Genomic DNA, 26043 nt, shown 5'->3' with positions numbered 1-26043 from the left:
GGCCGACGGAATGGAGGCGAACGCAGTGGCATCGAGCACCGGTGCGCAGGGCACGGTGGCAACGGGAGCGCTGGCCGGGGCGACCGAGCGCTGGGTCAGCACCGGCGGCGTGCAGTTGTGCGTCGCCGAACTGGGCGACCGTGAGCGGCCGACCGTCGTGTTGGTGCACGGCTTCCCGGACAGCAAGGAGGTGTGGAGCGAGGTCGCGAAGCGGCTGGCCGACCGGTTCCACGTCGTGCTGTACGACCTGCGCGGCTGCGGCCGATCGAGCGCGCCCAAGCCGCTGCGCGGGGGTTACACCCTGGAGAAGCTGACCGACGACTTCCTGGCCGTCGCGGACGCCGTCAGCCCTAACGCGCCGGTGCACCTGGTGGGGCACGACTGGGGCTCGGTGCAGGGCTGGGAGTTCGCCACCGTCGGGCGTACCGAGGGCCGCATCGCCTCCTTCACCACCATGTCCGGACCCTGCCTGGACCATCTGGGCATCTGGCTGCACAAGCGCGCCACGCGGCCCACTCCCCGCCGAGTCGGCCAACTCTTCGGCCAGGGCATCAAGTCCTGGTACGTGTACGCGTTCCACACCCCCGTGGTGCCCGAAGCGCTGTGGCGCGGTCCGCTCGCCAGGGCTTGGCCAGCGCTGCTGTCCCGGGTCGAGAAGACGCCCGCCCGTGGCGAACCCGGTGGCGACTACCCGACCTCGTCACTGCCCACCGACGGGGCCCGCGGCGTGTGGATGTACCGGGACAACGTGCGCGCCAGGCTGCGCCGCCCACGCACCGACGCCTACGCGCACGTCCCGGTCCAGCTCATCCACCCCACCGGTGACGTCTTCGTGTCGGAGCAGGTCTTCGACGACCTCGACCAGTGGGCGCCCCAGTTGACGCGGCGCAGCCTGGTGGCCAAGCACTGGGCACCGCGGACCCGGCCGGACCAGATCTCCGCCTGGATCGCGGAGTTCGTCACCACCGTGGAGGACGGCACACCCGCCAGGAAGCCGCGCGCCACGAGTCAGTACGCGGCGCGCTTCGGCGGTCAGCTCGTGCTGGTGACGGGCGCGGCCAGCGGCATCGGCCGGGCGACCGCGTTCGCGTTCGCGGAGGCGGGCGCACGCGTGGTGGCCGTGGACCGGGACGCGGAGGGCGCCGCCCGCACCGCCGAGATGTCCCGGCTCATCGGTGCCCCGGAGGCGTGGAGCGAGCAGGTCGACGTATCCGACGGGCTGGCGATGGAGAAGCTGGCCAACAAGGTCGCCGACACGTACGGCGTGGTGGACGTGCTGGTCAACAACGCGGGCATCGGCGTCTCCGGCGCCTTCATGGACACCAGCCCCGAGCACTGGCAGCAGGTACTGGACGTCAACCTGTGGGGTGTCATCCACGGGTGCCGCACCTTCGGGAAACAGATGGCCGACCGTGGGCAGGGTGGCCATATCGTCAACACCGCCTCCGCGGCGGCCTTCCAACCCACCCGCATGTTGCCGGCGTACGCCACGTCCAAGGCCGCCGTGCTGATGCTCAGCGAGTGCCTGCGCGCCGAACTGGCCGGCAAGGGCATCGGCGTCTCCGCGATATGCCCCGGCATCGTCAACACCAACATCACCACGACGACCCGCTTCGTGGGCGTGGACCGCGAGGAAGAACAGCGCCGCCGCACCCGCAGCACCCGGCTGTACGGCAAGCGCAACTACCCACCGGAGAAGGTCGCCGACGCGATTCTGCGCGCCGTGGCCCGCAACCAGGCCGTGGTCCCGGTCACGCCGGAGGCCCGCGGCGCGCACCTGCTGTCCCGCTTCGCCCCCAAGGCCCTGCGCGCCCTGGCCAGGCTCGAACCCAAGGGGTGACCCCGCTTCCCACGGGCGAGGCCCACCAGTCACCAGTCACCAGTCACCAGTCACCAGTCACCAGTCACCAGTCACCAGTCACCGCGTAACGCTCGGGCGTCGGCGGGGTTGCGGGGCGGCTGGTGGGACACCGGAAAGGAGTCGTGCGCCCATGGACGGACGTGCGGTACCGAGCGGGCACGGGCACGGGCACGGGGACCAGGGCGGGACCGCTGGGACCGGTGGGACCGGTGAGCGTCCTGCGGGCGGCAGCGCCGAGCGCGAGCCGGGCAGCGGCGCGCGCATCGCGCCGCGCCGGGTCTCCTTCGACTGGGACGGGACACCCCTGCACTGGATTCCGGGCGAGCCGACGGCCACCCATGTGATCAACGCGCTGCACCTGCTGCTCCCGGCCGGCGAGCGGTGGTTCGTGAAGGTCTTTAAGGAGGCTCTGCCGCTGGTCACCGACCCGGACCTGCTGCGCGACGTGAAGGGGTTCATGGGCCAGGAGGCCACGCACAGCACGCAGCACACCTACGTCCTCGACCACCTCGCGGCCCAGGGGCTGGACACCGCGCCGTACCTGCGCCGCTTGGACTTCCTCTTCGACGTCCTGCTCGGCGACAAGCCGCCGTTCAGGCAGCCGGTGCCCCCACGCGAGTGGTTGCGCTTCCGGCTTGCGGTCATAGCGGCCATAGAGCAGTTCACGGCCGTGCTCGGCGACTGGGTGCTCGGCGCCGACGCGCTGGAGGACGCCGAGACCGACCCGGTCATGCTGGACCTGCTGCGGTGGCACGGCGCCGAGGAGGTCGAGCACCGTTCGGTCGCGTTCGACATGTACCAGCACTGCGCCGGCACCGGCGCGACCGGCTACGCGCGACGGCTGTACGCGATGGCCGTGGTGGCACCCGTGATGTTGTGGCTGTGGGCGTCGGGCACCGCCTACCTGTTGCGCCACGATCCGCTACTGGGCCGACGCCTGCGGTATTCGCTGCGCGAGCACAACCGGGCGGTGGCCAAGGGGTTGTTGCCCACCTGGGGCGAGTTGGGCCGAGCGATACCCCGCTACATGAAGCGGTCCTACCACCCCTCGCAGGAGGGCTCGCTGCGCCGGGCCGTGGAGTACCTGGCCTCCTCCCCCGCGGCTCGCTCGGCGGCAGGCGCGTTCGCCCGCGCCACGCTGTAGGAGCCCGCCGACAACCACCGTCCAACCCACCCACGACCCCGCCACCGCACGAAGCCGCAACGCAACAACGCAGCCGCGGACACAGGAAACGCGTAGCAGTAGACAGGCAGCAGGCAGCAGGCAGCAGGCAGCACTACGACAACGCGGCCCGCGCGCACGACGACCGCACAGCACTCGATGGCTACCGCGATGAGAACAACGAGGACGACACAGTCACCGGAAGAAAGAAAGGGGCACAGCGTGTCGGAAACAACCGCCGAACCGGCCGCATCCCCTGAGTACCGCATCGAGGAGCTGGCCCACCGCAGCGGCGCCACGGTCCGCACCATCCGCGGGTACCAGGACCGCGGCCTGCTGCCGAGGCCCGAGCGGCGCGGGCGGGCCAACGTGTACGGAGACGCGCACTTGGCCCGGCTCCAGCAGATCGCCGCGCTGCTGGAGCGCGGCTACACGCTCTCCAGCATCAAGGAACTCCTTGAGGCGTGGGACGCGGGCCGCGACTTGGGCGGGGTGCTCGGGCTGGTCGCCGAGGTGGAGGGCCCGTGGACCGACGAGAAGGCCGCCCGGATCACCCGGGCGGAGTTGGCCGACCGGTTCGGCGGGACCCCCGACCAGGCAGCCATCGCGGAGGCCGTCGAACTGGGCATCCTGGAGCCGGACCCCGACTGCTCGGATGTCTACGTGGTGCCCAGCCCCCGGGAGCTGTCGGTGGCGGCGGAACTCCACGCGGCTGGGGTGCCGCTGTTGGCCATCGCCGACCACGTACGGGAGGTGCGCGGTCAGATCGAACACATCGCGGTCCGGTTCCTGGACTTCACGACGGAGCACGTGTTCCAGCACTACCTGGACCACCCTCCGACGGACGCCGAGGCCCAGGAGGCGGCGTTCCTGATCCGCCGCTTCCGCCCGCTCGCGCAGCAGACCATCGACGCGGAACTGGCCCGCGCGATGCGGGCGGTGGCCACCCGGTACCTGCACCACCACCTCGACCAGTTCGGTCCGCTGCCCCGCCCGGACGGCCCCCGGCCCGGCACCCTCCAGCCCGCCGCGGCTCACCCCCACCCTCGCCGGCCAGGCGGCGCCCAACCCTCGCCCGACTCCCGACCAGCCCCCGAGCCGGCTGACCCACCCGACGCCCAGAACGTCACCCGGTCAGGGCCCCCGCCCGACGCTGTCACCAGCAGCGGGGACAGCGGACCGGTCGGAGGGCGAACCGACAGCGGGCCGGGGGACCGGAGCGCCCCTCAACCACCGGCTGGAGGCCCCGGCGTGCGGGACGAGTGGCGACGACCTGAAGGCGACCAGGCGGAGGTCGCGCTGCCCGCTGAAATCGTCCGCATTGTGCGGGAGTTGGTCGGCGACGCCAACGTGTCCACCTTCATAGCGGGCGCGGCGGAGCGCGAGGTGTGGGCCCGCCGCATGGACCGCCTGGCCATACCCGAGGCTCCGCCCGCGGAGCCCGGCGGTTGAACTACCGGGGTGTGGGCCGCCCGGCCCGGCCGCCTCAGTTCCAGCCCCACCCGCGCCAGCCTGTCTCCACACCCACATCCACACCCACACCCAGCTCAGCCCGCGCCGCGACCAGCCCACCTCCCAGTCCCGCGCCCACGGCGCACCACTCCACCCACACAATCCCTCCGGCATCATGGGAAGGCATGAGACCTACGAACGTCCCGCCCGGTTCGCCGGGCGGAAATGGCGGGAGCGGGGCCGGGGCGTACGGGCCCGGCGGGCGGCGTATCGACAGTACGGAGAGCGCCGTGGCCGCGGTGCTGGCCGTCGCGGAGCGGTACGGGCGCCAGGCCAGCGTGGAGCACTCCATCGGGGCGGATCAGTCGGGACGCCGCCTCGCCGCCGGGGCGTTCTCCGTCTCCGACCCGGACGGCTCACTCCCGCACGAGGCGTTCATCGAGATCCCAGGGCGCCCGACCGTACAGATCCACACGTTCAGCGAGGGCGACGCGAACATCACCCTGGACACCGTGGAGTTCACCGGCGTCCCGCGCGAGCAGGCGCCCGCCTTCCTCGACGCCGTCTTCGGCGGGCGGGCCTGGATACGCACCCGGTTGTTCCCGGCCTCCCAGATGCTGATCGTTCCGCTGCCCGGCGACGTCACGTACAAGGAGCCGGTCCTGGGCCCGGGGAACCTCACGCCCTGGCTGAACAGCATCATTCGCTGAGGCGAAACCCGGCGTGTCGGTGCGGCCCCACGCGCGGGCACGCGCGGCGGCCTCGCACGCCAGGCCGGCAGCGCGAGCCAGACCGGCGTCGTGGGTCAGACCGGGAGCCGCGCGGGCCGGGTCGGCGAGCGAAGGTCGCGCGCCGGGGCTGGGGGCGGCCAGTCGACGCGTCAGGACGGAGGGGCGAGCGGAGGTGGCAGGAGGAGAAGCGGGCCACGGCGTCAGAGGCCCGGCGCGCCCCATACCGGGAACCAGCGGCCCAGGTCCTTCTCGATGCGTAGGTCGTCGGTGAGCAGGGCGCGGACCTGGAGTTCGAGTCCGTTGTCCCGCTTGGTGGACGCGTCGGGCAGTGGGGCGAAGGGGTAGAAGGTGCCGCGCTTGTAGAGGTAGACGAGCGCGAGGGAGCGGCCTTGCGCGTCGCGGAAGCCCAGCAGCGAGCAGAGGAGTTGGGGACCGAACCCGCCGTCGCGCAGCGTGGTGTTGACCGCGTGCAGGTCGTTGACCAGGCCGGCGGTGTCGTCCGGGGCGTGCTGGGTGAGGAGCCAGGTGAAGCCGTAGGCGTCCTGACTGAACTCGACGGGAATGCCACCGCGCTCGGTGTCGGCGTCGAGTAGGTCGCGTACCTCGCGTTGAAGGCCGGCGAACGCGCCGCCCTCCACGCTCGCGAAGCAGACCGAGCCCTGCCCGGTCGGCGTGAACCCCGCGCCGGACTCCAGGGTGATCGCCGCCGACGGCAGTGCGAACAACTGGTCGAGGTTCGGACGGGCCGGCTTGCTGCGGCCGAGCAGGGTGTCCAAGAAGCCCACGAAGATCGTCCTTTCAGAGGCGGGAGGGGAGGGGGGAGGTGGGAGGGGGGGCGGGGCGGGAGGGGAGGCAAGCCCGACAGTCGCGTCGCCCAGACCAGCCCCACCCCATCCCGCCAATACCGCGAGCCGCGCATCGGACGAGGCAATCGCCAGAGCCGTCCCGAAGCGACGGCCAGACCGACCGGCAGACCGACCGCCAGGCCGCCGACCAGAGCGACCGCCGGGCGACGACCGCAGAGACCGCCTGACCACGACGACCGCAGCGACCGGCTGACCGGCTGACCGGCGACACCGAAGCGACCGCCGACGAACTCGGAAGGGCTGACCGACGAGGCCGGGCCCGAGCCGGGGGCCGAAGCAGGCCACCCGGTCAGAGGCTGGTCGGGCTCTGGCCAGAAGCGCGGGAGACCGGCGAACGGAGCGAGGGGAGAGACGGGGGCGGGGCAATCAGGGTCGGCCGAGCTGTGCGGAGATGCGTCCGAGCTGGTCCAACCGCTGCTCCAGCGTCGGGTGCGAGGACATCAGCTTGCTGAGGCTGCTGCCGGAGAAGGCGGGGGCGAAGTAGAACGCGTTGTACGGCTCGGCCTGTCGCAGGTCGCGGGTGGGGATGCGGGCCATCTCGCCGGTCACCTTGGTCAGCGCGGCGGCGAGCGCGGAGGGTCGGCCGGTCAGCAGCGCGGCGGCGCGATCCGCGGAGAGTTCGCGGTAGCGCGAGAGCAGCCGGGTCAGCAGAAAGCTGATGACGTAGACGACGGCGCTGACGAGCGGGATGACGAGTAGGGCGATGCCAAGGCCGTTGTCCCGGTTGTTGCCCCGCGTGAGTCCGCCCCACAGGGCAATCCGGGTGATCAGTCCGGCCAGTACGCCGAGGAAGGAGGCGATGGTCATGACCGCGACATCACGGTGCGCGACGTGCGACAGCTCGTGCGCGATGACCCCCTCCAGTTCCTCCGGTTCCAGCCGGCGCATCAGCCCGGTCGTGGCGCAGACCAGCGACTTCTCTTGGCTGCGGCCGGTGGCGAAGGCGTTCGGTACGTCGCTGTCGGCTATGGCCACCCGGGGCTTGGGCATGTCGGCGAGGGCGCACAGCCGGTCCACGGCGCCATGCAGCTCGGGTGCCTGCTCGGGAGTGACCTCGCGCGCGCCCATGCTGAACGCCGCGATCCGGTCGCTGAACCAGAACTGGGCGATGAACATCCCGCCCACCAGCAGCACGATCATGGGCCACGCGTTACCCAGCAGCGCCACCAGGACGCCGACGAGTACCACGTACAGCAGCCCGATCAGGAACATCGTGCTCACCATGCGCGTGGCCAGCCCGCGGTCCGGCGCGAATCGCGTACGTGACATAAGCCCCTCCTCTGCGCTCTCTTACGATTCTCCCCCTTTGTGGGGTATTCGTGAGATAAGTGCAGACCTCGGGCGCTGTGAGCGGAGCGCGGCCCAGGGGCGGAGAAAGGTGCGCGACCGGTCGTGCGGGGGCCTCGACACACTCTGGCGAAGGAGTGCCACCAGCCTCCCTGGACCAGACAACCGCGCAGGTCAACGCGGGTGCGGCGGGGGTACGGGGAACGCCGATTCCGATCCGGCACGCTCCTGCGCCGACCAGGTGTGAGGCGCGCCGTTGCATCGCCGAGCGGGGTTCTCGGCCGGTCGCCGGTCGGCCAGACCGGCCCAGCCGCGCGCCTCGGCCGACCGGTACGGAGCACAGCGCCGCGCCGGCCCGGCCCAGCGCCTGGGCGCGGCCGACCGGCGCGGTGCGGGGTGTGTTCCGCCGCGAAGTGGCGGAGGTGGCATAGGGGTGGGGGGTAAGAAAGGGGTGGGGGTAGTGGAGGAGGGTGGGGTCAGGTGGCGCGGAGGAAGGCGCTCGTGGCGACCTGGCCGATCATGCGCAGCCGGGTGTCGCCCGCGAGACGCTTCTCGGTGGCCTCGCGTACGCCGGCCCACCGGCCGTCTCCGTAGTCGTCCATCACGATCACCGCGCCCGGCGCGGCCACCTGCTCGACCCACTCCAGGTCGTTGGCGACCCCCTCGAACGAGTGGTCGCCGTCGATGATCAGGACGCCGTACTGCCGGTCGGACAGCTCCTCGCGTACGGCGGGGTCTTCCGAAAAGCCCTTGCGCAGTCGCAGCCGCGCGTCCTCGACGCCGGCGTACGCGAGGTTCGCGCGCACCACCGCCTCCGTGACGGGAGTGCCCGACGGGTCGGAGGAGATCTCGAAGCCGGGCTGGAGCTGCACGGGGGAGAGCGGGTCAACGATGGTGAGCTGATACGGAAGGCCGGTCCGCAGCAACTGGCGGGCCATGCCACCGGCGAACAGCCCGTACAGCGTGCCGATCTCCAGGATCTCGCCGTTCGGCGGGTTGAGCAGCGGCGTGGCGGCGAGCTTGCCGAGGATGTTGCGGGTGGAGCCGGCGATGCGCCCGACGCCACGGTTCTCCAGCTCCACCAGGGTGCGGTAGGCCAGAACGGTTTCCTTGTACGCGCCGTCGCGTCCGGTCACGACGGCGATCTGAGCAGCGAGTTCCACGATCTCTTCGCGGCTTGGCTGCCGGTCGGTCAGCCTGCCGTCGCGCCCGAGCAGCAGGTCAGTGGAGTGCGCGCGGCGCAGCTCCTCGCGGAGGACGGTGAGTTCACGGCGGGCTGAGCGAAGCTTTCTGTCAATGCGCTGGTCGAGCTGGTCAAGTACGGGCCGCAGCGCGCGACGGGCGGAACGGGAAGCGATCAGGGTGCTGTGGAACTTCACACAGCGGACCCTAGGCGCGCGCCCCGGCGCTGTGAAGCCGTGTCAGCCAGCCGTTGAAGGCCGTCAGTCAGATGAACTACATGGTCAGCGCCTGTCCTCTGGCCATTCACCAGAGGTTGCCCAAGCCGCCACCTACCGGCCACCGTGCGAGAGGGGGCGACCCCGAGTCGTACCCCCTCTCACGTGACCGCCGCCCACGGACGCCTGCCCTCTCCCTTCGCCCCCCGACCCCGAGCCGCCCCCGCCCGAGCCACCGTGCCCCGGAGCCACCGCGCCCCCGAGCCGCCGCGCCCCCGCAGCCCGCGTTCCTAGCCGTTGAGCTGGGCCAGGCCCTCCGTCGCGATCTTCTCGAAGACCGCGGGGTCGGCGGCGAAGACCGAGTCGGGGATCGGGGCGTGCAGCACGATCTCGTCGAAGCCGAGCTCCGCGTGCGCGCCGGCGAAGTCCACGAACGCCCCCACCGAGTCCAGGGGCCGGTCCGGGGTGAAGCCGGTGAGCAGGATCTTCTCCAGCTCGCCGACGTCACGACCCGTCTCCGCGCACGCCTCGCCGAGCCGCTCGACCTGTCGACCGATGGCCGCGAGCGAGTCGGCGGTGGTGGCGTCCTCCGCCAACTTCGGATCGCCGGTGGTCACCCACGCCTGCCCGTACCGCGCGGCGAGCCGCAGCCCGCGTGGCCCGGTCGCGGCGACCGCGAACGGGAGCCGGGGCCGCTGCACGCAGCCGGGTATGTTCTGCGCCGCACCGGCCGCGTAGTAGGCGCCCTCGGCGGTCACCTCGCCCTCCACCAGGAGTTGGTCGAGCAGTGGCACGAACTCGCCGAACCGCGCCGCCCGCTCACGCGGCGACCACGGCTCCTGACCACTCCCCAGCAGCGTCGTCGCGTCGAACCCCGAGCCGCCCGCGCCGATGCCCAGCGTGATCCGGCCGCCGGAGATGTCGTCGAGCGTGATGAGTTCCTTGGCGAGCGTCACCGGATGGCGGAAGTTCGGCGACGTGACCAGCGTGCCGAGGCGTATGCGAGAGGTCGCCGTGGCGGCGGCGGTCAGCGTCGGGATGGCGCCGAACCACGGGCCGTCACGGAAGGTCCGCCAGGACAGGTGGTCGTAGGTGTAGGCGGTGTGGAAGCCGAGGTCCTCGGCGCGCTCCCACTCCGCACGACCACCGTCGGACCAGCGGCGGATCGGCAGAATCACGGTGCTCAGTCGCATGGGTCGAGAGTAGGGGCCGGGTACGACACTCCGGTACGCCGCCCACCAACCGCGCCACCCCCGCCCCCGCCTCGTCGCCGGCCCACCCGCGACACCTTTCGCGCGAGACGGCTCACATCCGCCCGCCGACACCCCTTGCGCGAGACGGCTCACATCCACCCGCCGACGCGCCCGCGCCCGCCAGGCCACCCGCCACCCGACCAGCCCCACCGCCGCACGCTCGTCCGCCCGTCACCAAGCCGCCCGCCGACCCGTCCGCGCCCGCCAGGCCATCCGCCAGTCCCACCCCGCCGCACGCCCGCACGCGGAAGCCGCGCACCACGCGCGCCCCCCACGCCCCGCGCGCCACCGCGAACACCACCTCACACGCATCAGCGGACGACGACCCCCGCGCCGGTCAGGCCCCCAGCCTCACCCAGGCCCCCCGTCAGCCTTCGTCGAGCGTTCCGGTGGCCGGCGCGGGCAGGCCGAGCAGGTCGCGCATCGACCCCGCCGCCCTGACGGCGGCATCAGCGCAGCAGTTGTTGAAGAGGACGTGTACCTCGTCCGCCTGCTCGGCCAGCGCGCGGACGCGGGGCGTCCACTCCGACAGTTCGGCGGGCGTGTAGTCGTGGCGGAACCGGTCCTCCTTGGAGCCGGTCCCCCAGGCGTCGCTGCGGCCGTGGAAACGTACGACCGCGAGCTGGGGCCGGGTGACCCGCGCGACCGGTGGTATGGAGGTGGGCAGCGTCCGCGCCATGTCCACGGCCACCGCAGACGCGTCCAACTCGGTCAGCAGGTCGGCCGTCGCGGCTTCGCGGTCCTCCTGCCACCAGCCGGGGTGCCGGAACTCCACGGCCATCGGCCAACCCGCCGCGCGCTCACGGCACCGGCGCAGGTACGCCTCCGCCGACCTGCCGGGCGCGAGGTGGCGCGGGAACTGGAAGAGCACGGTCCCCAACCGTCCGGCGCCTCGCAACGGTTCCAGCGCTCCACTGAACCGGCTCCACACCTCGTCCAGCAGCCCCGGGTCGGTGCCGGCCCGGGGCCCCTGGCGGGCGAGCGCCGGGCGCAGGTCGGCCGGCAGCGCGCCGGCCCGTGTCGGATGCCCGGTGAGCAGGGAGAACGCCTTGACGTTGAAGCGGAAGTCGGCCGGTGTGCGCGCGGCCCAGAGCTGGCTGTTACGCGCGCTCGGCAGGCCGTAGTAGGTGGCGTCCACCTCCACCACCGGAAACCGGCTGGCGTAGTGCCGCAGTCTGCCCTCCGGGTCCCGGTGGCCAGTCGGGTACCAACCGCTGGCCACCAACGCCTTGTCCGTCCATGAGCAGGTGCCGACCCGTATCCGTCCCATGTCGCCCGTCTTCCCCGGGCCCGGCCGCGTCAACGTCCCTGGGCGCCCAGCGGCCTCCGCCGCGTCGACCGACGCCTGCTCGAAGCTCCCCCAGCGGACCTGGGAGACCTGGGAGGACCTGGACGGCCTGGGAGACCCGGACGGCCGGTCACCGCTCAGCGACGCCTGGTCCCCACCGCGACCCGACCCCCGGACCCGGCACCGGCCCCGGCCCCGGCCCCGCTTCCAGGCTGGGCCCGAGCCCCCTGACCCCGACCCCGATCCCCCCGCTGCCCGAACCGCGAGGGGGCGTGCGCAGGCCCCGGCACGCCCGTACGCACACCAGTGCGGAGCGATGCGGAAGGATGGCAGGCGTGACCCCAGCTACCGAGCAGCAGCCCGAGCCCCCCGCGACCGACGGCGCGGACGCCGCGCCCGCGACCGACGACGCGCCCGCCGTCCCCGCGGCCCCCACCGTGCCCCGGCTCATCGCGACCGACCTCGACGGCACCCTGTTGCACGACGACAAGTCCGTGTCCGAGCGCACCGTCGCCGCCCTGGCAGCCGCCGAGGCCGCGGGCATCGACGTCTTCTTCGTCACCGGTCGCCCGGCCCGCTGGATGACCGTCGTCAGCGACCACGTACACGGTCACGGCCTGGCCATCTGCGCCAACGGGGCGGCGGTCGTGGACCTGCACCAGGAGCCCCGGTTCGTCCGCGTACGCCCGCTGCTGCCCGAGGACGCGCTCGCCGTCACGCACGCGCTGCGCGCCGCCGCGCCGGGTACCGCGTTCGCCGTCGAGCGCACCGGTGGCATCCACCACGAACCGCAGTACCCGCCGCTCTCGTTCGACGCCGCCCTGACGCTGGGCCCCGTCGAGAAGCTGCTGTCCGAGGACGCTGACCAGGCGGAGCAGCCCGTTCTCAAGCTGCTCGCCTACCACCCCGACCTCGCCCCGGACGACTTCCTCGCCCTGGCCCGCGCGTCCGCCGGGGCACACGCCTCGTTCACCCGCTCCAGCCCCAGCGCCCTGCTGGAGATCAGCGCCCTCGGCGTCAGCAAGGCCAGCACGTTGGAGCAGTGCTGCGCCGAGCGCGGCATCACCCGCGACCAGGTGATGGCCTTCGGGGACATGCCCAACGACCTGGAGATGCTGACCTGGGCCGGCATGTCGTACGCGATGGCCAACGCGCACCCCGCCGTCCTCGCCGCGACGAGCCGACACACGCTGGCCAACAACGAGGACGGCGTGGCGGCCGTCATCGAGAGCGTGCTGAACCGCTGAGGGGACGGCCGCCCGCGGCGGGAGCGGGCGGGCGAGCCCGTCAGGACAGCGGCGCGGCTTCCTCCGCCTGTTCGCGCTCCGTCCCCGCGCGCGGCGACGTGCCCGTGCCGCGCGCCCGGCGGGCCAGCGTCAGCAGCGCGACGACGCACGCGGCGCCGAGCAGGATGCCGAAGGCGACGGTGAGCGCGGTGGTGTAGCCGTGCACGGTGGCCGCGGTCGGCGTGGGGCGTCCGGGGCGGGCCAGGTACGAGGCGGCGGCGCTGGCCGCGACCGTGTTGAGCAGGGCGGTGCCGAGCGCCGCCCCGAGTTGCTGGGCCGCGTTGTACGCCGCCGACGCGGCCCCGATCTCGTGCCACCGCATGTCCGCCGTGGCCAGGCTGGCCGTCGGGGGCATGACACAGCCGAGGCCGAGCCCGGTGAGGACCAGCGCGGGCGCGAGGTAGAGCGGCAGGATGTGCGCGCTGTCCGCCGTCAGCCAGGTCAGCAGGAACATCCCGGCGGCTGCGGCGAGCAGGCCCGGCACGATCAGCGCGGCGGGCGGCACGCGGCCGTGCAGCTTGCCGGCGACGAACGTGGAGCCGACCAGCGCCGCCACGGCGTTGATGATCAGCGTGAGGCCGGCCTCGACCGGCGAGTACCCGAGCACCGTCTGCGTGTAGTAGCTCATGAACAGGTAGAAGCCGAACATCGCGACGAACATCAGGGTGATCGCGGCGAACGCGGCGGCCCGGGCCCGGTGCGCGAGCACGCGCAGCGGCAGCAGCGGGTGCGGGGCGCGCGCCTCGACGGCCGCGAACGCCGCCAGCATCAGCACCCCGCCGACCAGCAACGCGAGCACCCTGGCCGACGCCCACCCGTGTGGTTCGGCCTCGTTGAAGGCGTAGACGAGGGCGGCGAACCCGCCCGCGCTGAGCAGGGCGCCCGCGACGTCGAGCCGCCCCCCGTCGCGGACCGGGCGGTCCCCCGGCACGAGGGCCGTGCCGCCCACGGCCAGCAGTGCCAGCGGCACGTTGATGTACAGGCACCACCGCCAGCTCGCGTACTCCGTGAGCAGCCCGCCCGCGACCAGGCCGAGCGCCGAGCCGGCGGCACCGACTGCGGCGAACACGCCGAAGGCGCGGCCCCGTTCGCGCGGGCCGGTGAAGGTGATCGTGAGCAGCGAGAGGCCGGCCGGCGCGAGCAGCGCGGCGAACACGCCCTGTAGGGCCCGCGCCGCGAAGAGCAGTTCGGCGCTGGTCGCGGCCCCGCCGAGCGCGGACGCGGCGGCGAAGCCCAGCAGGCCGACGCGGAAGGCGCGCCGGTGCCCGAGCGCGCCGCTGACCCGCCCGCCGATCAGCAGCAGACCGCCGAAGGCCAGCGCGTAGGCGGTGATGGCCCACTGCCGGCTCGCGTCGGACATGTCGAGCGCGCGCTGCGCGGAGGGCAGCGCGATGTTCACGATCGTCCCGTCCAGGACGACCAGGAGCTGAGCCGTGCTCACCGCCAGCAGCGTCCACCAGCGCCGCCGTCCCGCTGAGGCCGGCTCCCCCGACGTTTCTTCCATGATCCACGCACCACCTAACAGTGTTTGGAATTGCCTAACGACGTTAGAGACGGCGAACAACGTACTACACTGGCCCGACCGGTCACGGCCCCCGAGGCGCCGGCACCGGCCGGCCGACCGCCTCGGCCACGGGCCCCGCACGGGGGCGGCCCGGTGCGCCAGCGGAAGCGGAAGCGGTGGGACAGCGGGACCAGTGCGATAGCGACCGGTGCGGCAGCGGAACCGGTGGGGACAGCGGAACGGCCCAGCGCGTCTGGGCGTCGGACGAAAGTGGGACACCGTGGGTGAAGCGCGCGGCCAGCGCGGCGGCGGGGACGTACGGAGCGTGTGGCTGCGGCCCCGGCGCACCTCGCGCGGCGAGCCCCCGCTGTCCCGCGCGCGCATCGTCGAGGCCGCCGTCGCCCTGCTCGACGAGGAGGGCATCGACCGGCTCACCATGCGACGGCTCGCGGAACGCCTCGCCGTCATGGCCCCGTCGCTGTACTGGCACGTCGACACGAAGGACGACGTCATCGACCTCGCCGTGGACGCGATCTTCGGCGAGGTGCCCCCGGCCGCGGACCGGACCGGGGACTGGCGGGCCGACGCGACCGCCGTGCTGACCGCGTGGCGCGCCGCGCTGCTACGTCACCCGTGGGCCGCCGCGGTCCCCGCCCGCCGCCGGCCGACCATCGGCCCGCACTTCCTGGCCTGGATGGAGATCCTCCAGGCCACGCTGGTGCGCGCGGGCTTCACCGATAAGGGCCTGTCCGCCGCGACCTGGGCGCTCTACAACCACGTGATGGGCTCGGCCGCGTCCGAGACGGCCCTGCACATCACGGACGAGGAACGCCGGTTGGGCCAGGAGCAGTTGCGGGCCAACAGCGACCGGTATCCGACCCTGGCGGAGCGCGGCTACCTCTACGACGACGACTGGGACGGCAGCTTCACCACCGGCCTCGGCTACCTGCTCGACGGCCTGGAGGCCCAGCTCAAGCAGACCCCTTAGCCCTTCCTCGGGCTCCGAGCCCCGCCCGACCTCCTGCGTTCCCCGGGTCCCCGGGCTGCTGGGCTGGCTGGGCTGGCTGGCCGGCTGCTGGACTGGCAGGCTGCTGGACTGGCCGGCCGGGTACGTGCCCAGCCCCCACGCCCGCCGACGAACCCACCCGCCGTCGAACCCGTCCCCCCCCACGCCCCACCTACCGCAGCCGGCGCTCACTCACCCACGACCCCACCTCACAGCGGCGCCTCCCACACCACGGTCGTCCCCCTGCCACCGCCGCTCTCACCCTCCCCACCGGCGCCGGAGCCACTGGCACCCTCGCCGCCGCCGGAGGCCGCCCCCGTCGCGTCCCCAGCACGAACGAGGCCGGGCCCGTAGCCGCTGGAGCCGCCCAGCGCCTCCGCGCGGCGGGCCAGGTTGCGCAGCCCGCTGCGCCGGCCGCCCGCCGGGATGCCCACGCCGTCGTCGGAGACCGTCAGGCGTACCCCGTCGCGCCCGTCGGGCAGCCGCACCGTCGCGTCCACGACCACCTCGATACGCGAGGCGCGGGCGTGCCGGAACGCGTTGGACAGCGCCTCCCGCAACGCCGCGATCAGGTTCTTGCCGGTCAGCTCGGACACCCGGGCGTCCACGGCGCCCACGAAGGCGGCCGACGGCTGGAAGCCCAGCGGCACGGCCGCCGTCCCGATCTCGCGCAGCACCCGGGTCCGCAGCCCGGCCGGCGCCTCGGTCGGGCCCTGCTGGAGGGCGAAGATCGCGGTGCGCACCTCCTGGATGGTGGCGTCCAGCTCGTCCACGGCCTTGCCGATCTTGTCCTGGACCGCCGGCACGATCGCCTTGCGCTGCGCGCCCTCCAGCATCATCCCGGTCGCGAACAGCCGCTGGATGACCAGGTCGTGCAGGTCGCGCGCGATCCGGTCACGGTCCTCGTACACCGCGAGCCGCTCCCGGTCCCGCTGGGCGTCGGCGAGCACCAGGGCGAGGGCGGCCTGCGCGGCGAACTGCGTGGCCAGGGTGCGTTCGGTCTCCGTGAACGGGCGCGCGCCGCGCTTGCGGGGCGTGGTCAGGATGCCGAGCACCCGGGAGCCGCTGCGCAGCGGCAGCATCATGCTCGGCCCGAACCGATGGGAGATGCTCGTCGTCATGCGCGGGTCGGTCGCCGAGTCCTCGACGAAGATCGGTTCGCCGCCCATCAGGTGCGGCACGATCGGCGCCTCGGGCGCGACGACCGTACCCAGCAGGCCCATCGGCTCGTCGGCGTCCACGGCCACGATCTCCAGGCCGCCGGCCTCGGTCGGCAGCAGCACGATGCCCGCCGTCGAGTCCGCCAGCCGCCTGGCCTTCTCGGCCACGACGACCAGCGCGTCCTCCGCGTCGTTGGCGGACAGCAGGGCGGTGGTGACGGCGACCGAGCCGTCGATCCAGCGCTCGCGCTGTCGGTCCTCCTCGTCGCGGCGCGCGTTGCCGACGGCGAGCGCGGCCTCGACCGCGAGCACCCGCACCAACTGCCGGTCCGACGCGCTGAACGGGCCGCCGTCGCGCTCCGCCAGGTAGAGGTTGCCGAAGTTCTCCCCCAGCGCCCGGAGCGGCACCGCCAGGAAGGTGCGCATCGGCGGCCGGCTCGGCGGGAACCCCGCCGCGTACGGGTCGTCCGTGAGGTCGTCGAGCCGCGTCGGCTCGGGCGGCTCGGCGAGTCCGCTCGGCAGCCCGGCCGCCGGCGGCGAGTCGTCCGCCGGCGCCGCGAGCCGCTCGCGGACGTCGTCGCCGACGCCGTACGAGACGAAGTCGGAGAACCGCGCGCCCGAGGCGGTCATGACGCCGATGGCGGCGTAGCGCGCGTCGACCAGCTCGGCGGCGCTCCGCACCAGCCGGTCGAGGGTGACGTGCAGGTCGAGGCCGGCGCCGACCGAGCGCATCGCCTCCAGGAGGCGCGGCACGCACGCGGTCAGCTCCGCCGGCAGGCCGCGCAGGTCGCGGGTGGCGGCGGTGGCGGCCTCCAACGGGTCGCGCGGCGGCCCGCCCTCCACCGCGCCCCCGGCCGCGCCCACCCCCGCTCCCGCCGCCGCTGCCGTCGAACCGGCTGATTCGCTGGGCTCGGAGGCCCCCGTGTCTGCCATGGAGGCGAGCGTAGTTAGTCCCTTTTGCCAGGGAAAGTGTCAGCTTCGGCCCGGTGCCGGTGCCACCTCCCTGGCCCCCTCGTCCACCGGCTCGTGACCGCCGTACGCCCCGTCACACCGCATCGCGGGAGGGCGCTCGTTCGCACCGCTGTGCTCCGCGCCGGCGTCCGTGACGTGGCCGGCCTCCGTGGCGCGCTCACGCTCCAGCATTCGCCGGAACGGGCCGGGCACCGCGACCAGCTCGTCGTACGAGCCGCGCTGCACCACCCGCCCCGCGTCCAACACGAGCACCTCGTCCACGGCGTCGAGCCCCGCCAGCCGGTGTGTGATCAGCACGGTCGTCCGCCCCTCGGTGGCCGCCAGCAGATCGCGGGTCAACGCGTCCGCCGTCGGCAGGTCGAGGTGCTCGGCGGGCTCGTCGAGGACCAGTACGGGGAAGTCGGCGAGCAGCGCCCTGGCCAGCGCCAGCCGTTGGCGCTGGCCACCGGAGAGCCGGGCGCCGTGCTCGCCGACCAGCGAGTCGAGGCCGTCCGGCAGCCCGTCGGCCCAGTCGAGCAGCCGGGCCCCGGCCAGCGCCGCCCGCAACTCGTCCGTGCTCGCCCCCGGCCGGGCCAGCCGCAGGTTCTCGCGCAGCGAGCTGTCGAAGAGGTGCGCGTCCTGCGCGCACAGCCCCACCAGCCGGCGCACGGCGTCCCCGGCCAGCCCCGTGGCGTCCGCACCGGCCAGCGTGTACGTCCCCGCCTCCGGGTCGAGGAAGCGGAGCAGCACCTGCGCGAGCGTGGTCTTGCCCGAACCGGACGGCCCGACCACGGCCACCCGCCGCCCCGCCACCAGCTCCAGGTCCAACTCGGCGACGGCCGGCCGCCGCTGCCCCGGGTAGCGCGCCGTGAGTCCCCGTACGACCAGCGGGTGCGGCTGCTCCGGCGGGGTCGCGGCCGGGTCCGGTTCGCGGACCGGCGACGGCGCGTCCAACACCTCGTGGACCCGCTCGGCCGCCCGCCGCACCCGCTGCCGGTAGCGCACGGCACTCGGCAGACCGGCGACCGTCTCGAAGGCGGCGAGCGGGGTGAGGACGACGACCGCGAGCCACAGCCCGTCGAGCCGCCCGTCGCGCACCGCCTGCACGCCCACCCACGCGGTGGCCGAGACCGTGACGCCACAGCTCAACGCCGCGAACCCGGCACCGAGCGCGCCCGCGCCGGCGGCCCGCCGCGCGATCGTGGTGAGCAGCCCGTCGGCGCGGCGCACCGAGGCCGTACGGGTGGGCAGCGCGCCGGCCACCGTCAGCTCGGCCGTGCCCGTCAGCAGATCGACCACGCCCACCGACAGCGCGCCGCGCGCGGGCGCCAACTGCCGCTCCGTGCGCCGGGCCCACGCACTGGTCAGCAGCGGCACCCCGACGCCGGCCGCCAGCAGGCCCACCGCGAGCAACGCGCCCGCCTCCGGCAGCAACCAGGCCATGAACCCGACGGACGCGGTGCCCACGACCAGGGCCGAGCCGACCGGTAGCAGCCAGCGCAGGAAGTAGTCCTGCATCGCGTCCACGTCCGCGACCAGCCGGGACAGCAGATCGCCGCGCCGGCTCTCGCGCAGCCCCGCGGGCGCGAGCCGCTCAAGGCGTCGGTAGACCGCGACCCGCAGGTCGGCCAGCACGCGCAGCGCGGCGTCGTGCGAGACGAGCCGCTCCGCGTAGCGGAAGACGGCGCGGCCGATGCCGAACGCCCGGGTCGCGGTCACGGCCACCATCAGGTACAGCACCGGCGGCTGCTGCGAGGCCCGCGAGATCAGCCAGCCGGAGACGGCCATCAGCCCGACGGCGCTGCCCAGCGCGAGGCTGCCGAGCAGCAGGGCGAGCGCGAACCGCCCCCGCCGCTCCCGGCCCACCGCGCGCACGAGGGCTAGCGCCCCACGCTTCCGCCGGCCCGGGCCCTCCTCGGGCGCGGGCTGTGGGAGCCGCCCGCCCGTGGCCGGCTCCGCCGGCGCGTCACCGGCGACCGGGCCCATCGGCTCGGCCACCGGCTCGGCCACCGCCCGGTCCGCCCCCGAACCGTCCTGCTGCCGCGCTCCCGACCGGGCCACCCGCTCGGGGCGGCCGTCGACGACCGCCCGCGCGGCGCGAGCGGTCGCGCCCGTGGCCGCCACGGTCGGCAGCGTGTCACGCTCGCCGGCCGGCGTCGCGTCGACGGTCGGCCCGACGTGCACCACGCGGTCCGCGATGGCGAGCAGGGCCGGCCGGTGGACGATGAGCAACACCGTGCGGCCGACGGCCAGCCGGCGCACCGCGTCCACCACGAGGGCTTCCGTCTCGCCGTCCAGGTTCGCGGTCGGCTCGTCGAGCAGCAGCACCGGCCGGTCGGCGAGGAACGCCCGGGCCAGCGCCAGCCGCTGCCGCTGACCGGCGGACAGGCCCACGCCGTCCTCGCCGATCACGGTCCGCGGTCCGTCCGGCAGCGCCGTGACGAAGTCCAGCGCGCTCGCGTCGCGCAGCGCGCCCCGTACCGCCTCGTCGTCGGCGTCCGGGCGGGCCAGCCGTACGTTCTCCGCGATGGTGCCCGCGAACAGGTAGGGACGCTGCGGCACCCAGGCGACCTGGTCCCGCCAGGCCCGCCAGCCCGCGTCCGTGAGGTCGGCCAGTCGCGTGTCGCCGACGCGCACCCCGCCCCGCTCCACGCCGCTACCCGGGCCCACGAACCCGAGCACCACCTGGAGCAGGGTGGACTTGCCGGCACCGCTCGGCCCCACTACGGCCACGGTCTCGCCGGGCGCGACGGCGAACGAGGTCGCGTCGAGGGAGGGTTCGGTACGCCCGGGGTGCCGCACCACCAGGCCGTCCACCACCAGCGCGGCCGACCGCGCGTCGGGCACCCGGTCCGACCGCCCCGCGCCGCCGGCGGACGAGCCGCCCGCCGCCTCACCGGGCACACCGGGGTTCGCCGCCGCGTCACCGGACACGCGGGCGTCCGCCGCCTCGCCGGTCTCCAGAACGGCGAAGACCTCGTCGGCCGCCGCCAGCCCCTCCGCCGCCGCGTGGTACTCCGCCCCGACCTGACGCAGCGGAAGGTACGCCTCGGGCGCGAGGATCAGTACGACGAGCCCCGCGTAGAGATCCATGTCCCCGTGTACGAGCCGCATCCCGATGCCCACCGCGACCAGCGCCACCGACAGCGTCGCCAGCAGCTCCAGCGCGAACGAGGAGAGAAAGGCGATGCGCAGCGTCTTGAGCGTCGCCCGCCGGTAGTCGGAGGTGATCGCCCGAATGGACTCGGCCTGCGCCTTGGCGCGCCCGAACACCTTGAGCGTCGGCAGCCCCGCCACGACGTCGAGGAAGTGCCCGGAGAGCCGGGAGAGCAGCCGCCACTGCCGGTCCATCCGATGCTGGGTGGCCCAGCCGATGAGCATCATGAAGACCGGAATGAGGGGCAGCGTGATCACGATGATCAGCGCCGACACCCAGTCCTCGGTGACGATCCTGGCCAGCACCGCCAGCGGCACCACCACGGCGAGCCCGAGCTGCGGAAGGTAGCGGGCGAAGTAGTCGTCCAGGGCGTCGACGCCCCGGGTCGCCAGCGTGGTCAGCTCACCGGTGCGCTGGGTGCTCAGCCATCCCGGCCCGAGTTCGGTCGCCCGGGTCAGCAGCCGCATCCGCAGCTCGGACTTGACCTCGGCGCTGGCCCGATGCGCGGCGAGTTCGGTCAGCGAGGCGACCGCCGCCCGCCCCACCGCGACGCCGACCAGCAGCATCAGCGGTTCCGCCAGCCCGTCGACGGACTCGCCGCGCTGGAAGGTGCCCACCACGATCCCGGCGATGAGCATCGCCTGGGCGATGACGAGCCCGGCACCGATCAGCCCGAGGGCGACCGAGGCGAGCAGGAAGAAATGGGTGGCGCGGGCGTAGCGCAGTAGTCGCGGGTCGATTGGTTTCACGTGAAACACCGACCCGGTTTCACGTGAAACACGCACGCTGACCGTTTCACGTGAAACAGGCGCGCGGACGGTTTCACGTGAAACACCCGACCGGCCCACCGCCACCGACCGACCGCGACGGCGCCCTCGCGGGCACCGGCATCGGCATCGGCATCGGCCAACCTGGCGGCGCTCCGGGTCCGTTCAGATCTGACACCGCCGCGCCTCCCGAACCCCGCCACACGCCCGCTCACCGCACACTCCCCGCGCCGACTCATCCGTCGCGCCGACATCAGTGCGCGTCGACGGGGATGTGCTGGGTCCCGATCCGCTGCCGGAACACCCAGTACGTCCACGCCTGGTAGGCCAGCACGACGGGGGTCATGACGCCCGCGATCCACGTCATGATCTTGAGTGTGTACGGGCTGGACGCGGCGTTCTCGGCGGTCAGGCTCCACTCCGCGTCGAGCGAGGAGGGCATGACGTCCGGGAACAGCGACAGGAAGAGCATGGCCACGGCCGCCGCGATGGTGACCCCGGAGAGCCCGAAGGCCCAGCCCTCGCGGCCCCGACCGTTCATCACCAGCGCCCCGGCCAGCGCGAGCACGGCGATGACCATCGCCACGAGGCTGCCCGTGCCGCCCGAGTCGAGCTGCGTCCACACCAGGAAGGCCGCCGCGAGGGCCGCCGTCACCAGGCCGAGCCAGCCGGCGAGCCGGCGCGCCCGGGTGCGGATGTCACCGACGGTCTTCAGCGCCGCGAAGACCGCGCCGTGGAAGGTGAACAACGTGAGCGTCACCAGCCCGCCGAGCAGCGCGTACGGGTTGATCAGGTCGAGCAGGTTGCCCGCGAAGTTCTTGTCGGCGCCGATCGGCACGCCGCGCACCATGTTGGCGAAGACCGCGCCCCACAGGAACGCGGGGATCAGCGAGCACCAGAAGATGGCCCGCTCCCAGTTGCGCTGCCAGCTCTCCTCGCTGCGCTTGTGCCGGTACTCGAAGGCCACCCCGCGCACGATCAGGCAGACCAGGATGACGAGCAGCGGCAGGTAGAAGCCGCTGAACAGGGTCGCGTACCAGTCGGGGAAGGCCGCGAAGGTGGCGCCGCCCGCGGTCAGCAGCCACACCTCGTTGCCGTCCCAGACGGGTCCGATGGTGTTGATCAGCACCCGGCGCTCGGTGCGGTCGCGGGCGAGCAGCTTGGTCAGTACGCCAATGCCGAAGTCGAATCCCTCAAGGAAGAAGTAGCCCGTCCACAGGACGGCTATCAGCACGAACCAGACGTCGTGGAGGTGCATGGTCGGTCTCCGTTCCGGCCGTCGTCAGTACGCGAAGGTCATCGGCTTGTCGGCGTCCTCGGCCGACGCGGCGTCCCCGCCGCCGGGGGCCCCGGGGTCGCCAGGCTTCGGGAAACGCAGCTTCGGGTCCTTCGCCGGTGGCTTCTCGTCCACGTCGGGCCCGGCCTTGGCGTACTTGGCCAGCAGCTTCACCTCGATCACCGCGAGCACGCCGTACAGCAGCGTGAAGACGCTCATCGAGATCACCACCTCGGTCTGGCTCACGCCCGGGGACACCGCGTCCGAGGTGCGCATCAGCCCGTAGACCACCCAGGGCTGGCGGCCCATTTCGGTGAAGATCCAGCCGAAGGAGTTGGCGATCAGCGGGAAGCCCATGGTGAGCAGGCCGATCCGCCAGGACCAGGTGGTGAAGAAGGCGCTCATCTCGCGGTTCTTGGTGAGCATCAGCCGTGGGACCTCGTACTCGCCGGTCCGCTTGTCCGGCGCGAGCCACAGCTTTCGCCGGGTGGTCCACAGGCCGATCGCGCCGGCCGCGAAGGAGGCCATGCCGAACCCGATCATGAGGCGGAAGCCCCAGAAGGTCATGAAGATGCTCGGGATGTAGTCCTCGGGCTCGCCGCCGTAGAGCTTCGCTTCCCGCTCGGCGATGTCGTTGATGCCGGGCACGGAGGCCGAGAAGTTGTCGTGCGCGAGGAAGGAGAGGATGCCGGGGACGCTGAACTCGACGCTGTTGTGGCCCTCGCTCACGTCGCCGATGGCGAAGATCGAGAAGGGCGCCGGCGCCTCGGTCTCCCACAGCGCCTCGGCGGCGGCCATCTTCATCGGCTGCTGCTCGAACATCACCTTGCCGAGCCGGTCACCGCTGATCGCGGTGCCGAGCCCCGCGATCACCGCGATCACCAGCGCGGCCCGCAGCGAGGAACGCATCGCGCCGACCTGCCGGCGCTGCTTCTCCGGGAGTTCCTCGCCCCGGTCCTGGGCGCGCTTGGCGCGCAGCAGGTGGTACGAGGCGATGCCGACGACGAAGGCCGCGCCGGTGAGGAAGGCCGCGGTCAGCGTGTGGAAGACGACGACCAGGGTGGTGTTCTGGGTGAGCACGGCCCACATGTCCGTCAGCTCGGCCCGGCCGGTGGCCTTGTCGATCGAGTAGCCGACGGGGTGCTGCATCCAGGAGTTGGCGGCCAGGATGAAGTACGCGGAGAGCGTCGTGCCGATGGCGACGATCCAGATGCACGCGCAGTGGATCTTCTTCGGCAGCTTGTCCCAGCCGAAGATCCACAGCCCGATGAAGGTGGACTCGAAGAAGAAGGCGATCAGCGCCTCCATGGCGAGGGGAGCGCCGAACACGTCGCCGACGAAGCGCGAGTAGTCGGACCAGTTCATGCCGAACTGGAACTCCTGCACGATGCCGGTGACGACACCCATCGCGATGTTGATCAGGAAGAGCTTTCCCCAGAACTTCGTCGCGTGGAAGTACTTCTCCTTGCCCGTGCGCACCCAGGCGGTCTCCAGACCGGCCGTGAACGCCGCGAGGCTGATCGTCAGCGGAACAAAGAGGTAGTGGTAGACGGTCGTGATGCCAAATTGCCACCGTGCCAGGGTCTCCGGAGCCAGAGCCAGGTCCACGTCGTGTCTCCTTGCCGTCTTGCTGAGCCGCGCACCCGCCGGGGCGATCCGCCCGATTGATCACGGTCAAAGGGGGATGCATCAGACGAGCTTGTGAACGCGTTCACATTCACAAGGAATTATGACGCACATACTTTCGTCAGCCCGCACCGGGGGTCCCCCGTCCCCGCCCGGCACACCACCCCCACCCGGCCCCGCCCGGCCGGCCCCACCAGCGCGACGAGCCGACCCGCACGCCCCACCTACCGCCGAACACCCCACCACCAGCACGGAATACGCCCCCGGCCACCCACGACACCGCTGCCCGACCCACACCCCACCCCGAGCCCACCCGCCACCGCCCCAGCCACCTCGCGCCCCTATGACGTGGCACACCCTGTGGCAAACGCCACTTTCCGCACCCGCGATCCACGGCCCGATCGGCGGCCAGCGGGCCAAGCCCGCCAGGACGCGCCCCAGCCCAGCAGCCGCACGAGCCGGGTCACCGGAGACGCCTCCCATGCCCGCGCCCACAGGCGTACCGCGGCGCACGGCACGCGGCACGCGAAAGGGCGCGGCCGAAGCCGCGCCCTCGTACATCGCGCCGGTGGTGCCGGGCCCCGGAAGCCCGCTCAGGGGTCCCGGAATCGGCAGACCGCTCAGAGCTCCTTGCGGAACGCCTCCGCCGCCTTCAGGAACAGGTCGTTCGCCTCGGTCTCGCCGATCGTGATCCGTACGCCGTCGCCCTGGAACGGCCGGACGACCACGCCACCGCGCTCGCACGCCGCCGCGAAGTCCAGCGCGCGGTCGCCGAGCCGGAGCCAGACGAAGTTGCCGTGCGACTCGGGGACGGTCCAGCCCTGCGCGACGAGCGCCTCGTAGACCCGGGTCCGCTCCTCGACCAGCGCCGCCACCCGCTCGCTCAGCGCGTCCTCGCTGCGCAGCGACGCGATGGCCGCCTCCTGCGCCACCTGCGTCACACCGAAGGGCACCGCCGTCTTGCGCAGCGCCGCCGCCACCGGATCGTGGCCCACCGCGAAGCCGACCCGCAGCCCGGCCAGCCCGTACGCCTTGGAGAAGGTCCGCAGCACGCACACGTTGGGGCGGTTCCGGTACAGGTCGATCCCGTCCGGGACGTCCTCGTCGCGGATGAACTCGCGGTACGCCTCGTCCAGCACGATCAGGATGTCGGACGGCACCTGGTCGAGGAAGCGCTCCAGCTCCGCGCGGCGGACCACGGTCCCGGTCGGGTTGTTGGGGTTGCACACGAATATCAGTCGGGTCCGCTCGGTGACCGCGGCGAGCATCGCGTCCAGGTCGTGGCCCTCGTCGGCCGTCAACGGCACCGGCACCGGCGTCGCCCCGGCGATCTGCGTGACGATCGGGTACGCCTCGAAGGAGCGCCAGGCGAAGATGACCTCGTCACCCGGCCCGGCCGTCGACTGCACGAGCTGCTGCGCGATACCCACCGAGCCGGTGCCGGTGGCCAGGTGCTCGATCGGCACCTCGAACCGGTTGGACAGCTCGGCCATCAGCCCGGTGCAGGCCAGGTCGGGGTAGCGGTTGAGCGCACCGGCGGCGCGCACCGCCTCCTCCAGGACGCCGGGCAGCGGCGGGTAGGGGTTCTCGTTCGAGGACAGCTTGTACGTGGTCGCGCCACCCGGCGCCGCCGCGGCGGGCTTGCCTGGCTTGTAGGTCGGAACGCCGTCGAGCGCAGCGCGTAGCTTGGGGCTCTTTTCAGACACCGCAGATCCTCCTTGAACCGTTCCGGGCACAGCAGTCACCTAACAGACACGCAATACTGTTTACCTTATGAGGATTCCCCCGGGTGCCGTAAAGACCAAGGGGAGCGCCCTTCCGCTGGCTGTGCGCCGGTAGCGAGCGCCGTGGCGCGCTTCACCCGTGAGAGTGAGTTGAGACCTCTCCGAAACATAAGCCAATCAGCAGGCACGACCGGCGCGTGGCCGAGCAGAGACCCAGCAGAGCTACCAACTGCCTTGATTTCCAAGGTTATTAAGGGTTGTTGCTCATGCAGAATCGTGCCTGTTGACA

At 72.9% G+C, this 26043-nt stretch carries 16 protein-coding genes and 1 pseudogene; 6 read left to right on the top strand and 11 right to left on the bottom strand.

The window, feature by feature from the left end:
* The first annotated feature begins 10 nt into the window (after positions 1 to 10).
* From H7H31_RS16710 to H7H31_RS16695, 4 genes and pseudogenes are all read left to right on the top strand, one after another.
* Positions 11 to 1840 (top strand): SDR family oxidoreductase, encoded by a 1830-nt coding sequence (locus H7H31_RS16710; protein ID WP_187062683.1) that lies wholly within the window; start codon positions 11 to 13, stop codon positions 1838 to 1840.
* Positions 1841 to 1991: 151 nt separating this feature from the next.
* Positions 1992 to 3005, top strand: a complete 1014-nt coding sequence (locus H7H31_RS16705; protein ID WP_187062673.1) for a metal-dependent hydrolase — start codon at positions 1992 to 1994, stop codon at positions 3003 to 3005.
* A gap of 240 nt (positions 3006 to 3245) precedes the next feature.
* Positions 3246 to 3999: pseudogene (locus tag H7H31_RS34795) on the top strand (MerR family transcriptional regulator); the annotation flags it as partial.
* A 661-nt stretch (positions 4000 to 4660) separates the two neighbouring features.
* On the top strand, positions 4661 to 5185 hold the full coding sequence (locus tag H7H31_RS16695; RefSeq protein ID WP_254391305.1) for a hypothetical protein: 525 nt from the start codon (positions 4661 to 4663) through the stop codon (positions 5183 to 5185).
* A 221-nt stretch (positions 5186 to 5406) separates the two neighbouring features.
* On the opposite strand, the gene pspAB is transcribed toward H7H31_RS16695, so the two are convergent.
* From pspAB to H7H31_RS16670, 5 genes are all read right to left on the bottom strand, one after another.
* Positions 5407 to 5991 carry a PspA-associated protein PspAB gene (pspAB, locus tag H7H31_RS16690; RefSeq protein WP_187062681.1) on the bottom strand — a complete coding sequence of 195 codons (585 nt, stop codon included), beginning with the start codon at positions 5989 to 5991 and terminating at the stop codon, positions 5407 to 5409.
* A 447-nt stretch (positions 5992 to 6438) separates the two neighbouring features.
* On the bottom strand, positions 6439 to 7341 hold the full coding sequence (htpX, locus tag H7H31_RS16685; protein ID WP_187059653.1) for a zinc metalloprotease HtpX: 903 nt from the start codon (positions 7339 to 7341) through the stop codon (positions 6439 to 6441).
* 494 nt (positions 7342 to 7835) lie between these two features.
* Positions 7836 to 8738, bottom strand: a complete 903-nt coding sequence (locus H7H31_RS16680) for a class I SAM-dependent methyltransferase (protein ID WP_187059556.1) — start codon at positions 8736 to 8738, stop codon at positions 7836 to 7838.
* A gap of 308 nt (positions 8739 to 9046) precedes the next feature.
* The gene (locus H7H31_RS16675; RefSeq protein ID WP_187059536.1) at positions 9047 to 9949 is read right to left on the bottom strand and encodes an LLM class flavin-dependent oxidoreductase; all 903 of its coding nucleotides are present in this window, start codon (positions 9947 to 9949) and stop codon (positions 9047 to 9049) included.
* Positions 9950 to 10376: 427 nt separating this feature from the next.
* Positions 10377 to 11279 carry a DUF72 domain-containing protein gene (locus tag H7H31_RS16670; protein WP_187059574.1) on the bottom strand — a complete coding sequence of 301 codons (903 nt, stop codon included), beginning with the start codon at positions 11277 to 11279 and terminating at the stop codon, positions 10377 to 10379.
* Positions 11280 to 11623: 344 nt separating this feature from the next.
* On the opposite strand from H7H31_RS16670, the gene H7H31_RS16665 reads away from it, so the two are divergent.
* Entirely contained in the window at positions 11624 to 12544 is a 921-nt protein-coding gene (locus H7H31_RS16665) for a Cof-type HAD-IIB family hydrolase (RefSeq protein ID WP_187060004.1), read from the top strand.
* Between the two features lie 40 nt (positions 12545 to 12584).
* Here H7H31_RS16665 and H7H31_RS16660 read toward each other — a convergent pair whose 3' ends face one another.
* On the bottom strand, positions 12585 to 14087 hold the full coding sequence (locus H7H31_RS16660; RefSeq protein WP_187060003.1) for an MFS transporter: 1503 nt from the start codon (positions 14085 to 14087) through the stop codon (positions 12585 to 12587).
* A 280-nt stretch (positions 14088 to 14367) separates the two neighbouring features.
* On the opposite strand from H7H31_RS16660, the gene H7H31_RS16655 reads away from it, so the two are divergent.
* Entirely contained in the window at positions 14368 to 15075 is a 708-nt protein-coding gene (locus H7H31_RS16655; protein WP_187060002.1) for a TetR/AcrR family transcriptional regulator C-terminal domain-containing protein, read from the top strand.
* A gap of 227 nt (positions 15076 to 15302) precedes the next feature.
* On the opposite strand, the gene H7H31_RS16650 is transcribed toward H7H31_RS16655, so the two are convergent.
* From H7H31_RS16650 to hisC, 5 genes are all read right to left on the bottom strand, one after another.
* On the bottom strand, positions 15303 to 17186 hold the full coding sequence (locus H7H31_RS16650; RefSeq protein WP_187117949.1) for a sensor histidine kinase: 1884 nt from the start codon (positions 17184 to 17186) through the stop codon (positions 15303 to 15305).
* Positions 17187 to 17225: 39 nt separating this feature from the next.
* Positions 17226 to 21110, bottom strand: a complete 3885-nt coding sequence (cydD, locus tag H7H31_RS16645; RefSeq protein WP_187060754.1) for a thiol reductant ABC exporter subunit CydD — start codon at positions 21108 to 21110, stop codon at positions 17226 to 17228.
* Between the two features lie 271 nt (positions 21111 to 21381).
* Entirely contained in the window at positions 21382 to 22386 is a 1005-nt protein-coding gene (cydB, locus tag H7H31_RS16640) for a cytochrome d ubiquinol oxidase subunit II (protein ID WP_187060753.1), read from the bottom strand.
* Between the two features lie 24 nt (positions 22387 to 22410).
* Positions 22411 to 24012, bottom strand: a complete 1602-nt coding sequence (locus tag H7H31_RS16635; RefSeq protein WP_187060752.1) for a cytochrome ubiquinol oxidase subunit I — start codon at positions 24010 to 24012, stop codon at positions 22411 to 22413.
* Between the two features lie 638 nt (positions 24013 to 24650).
* Positions 24651 to 25736: a histidinol-phosphate transaminase gene (hisC, locus tag H7H31_RS16630; RefSeq protein ID WP_187059847.1), complete on the bottom strand. Its 1086-nt coding sequence runs from the start codon at positions 25734 to 25736 to the stop codon at positions 24651 to 24653.
* Between the last annotated feature and the right edge of the window lie 307 nt (positions 25737 to 26043).

The organism is Streptomyces buecherae (assembly GCF_014295035.1).
In the GTDB taxonomy this organism is placed as follows: Bacteria; Actinomycetota; Actinomycetes; order Streptomycetales; family Streptomycetaceae; genus Streptomyces; species Streptomyces youssoufiensis.
Note: the sequence above shows the minus strand (reverse complement) of the source record. Positions and strands in the feature narration are given on the sequence as shown.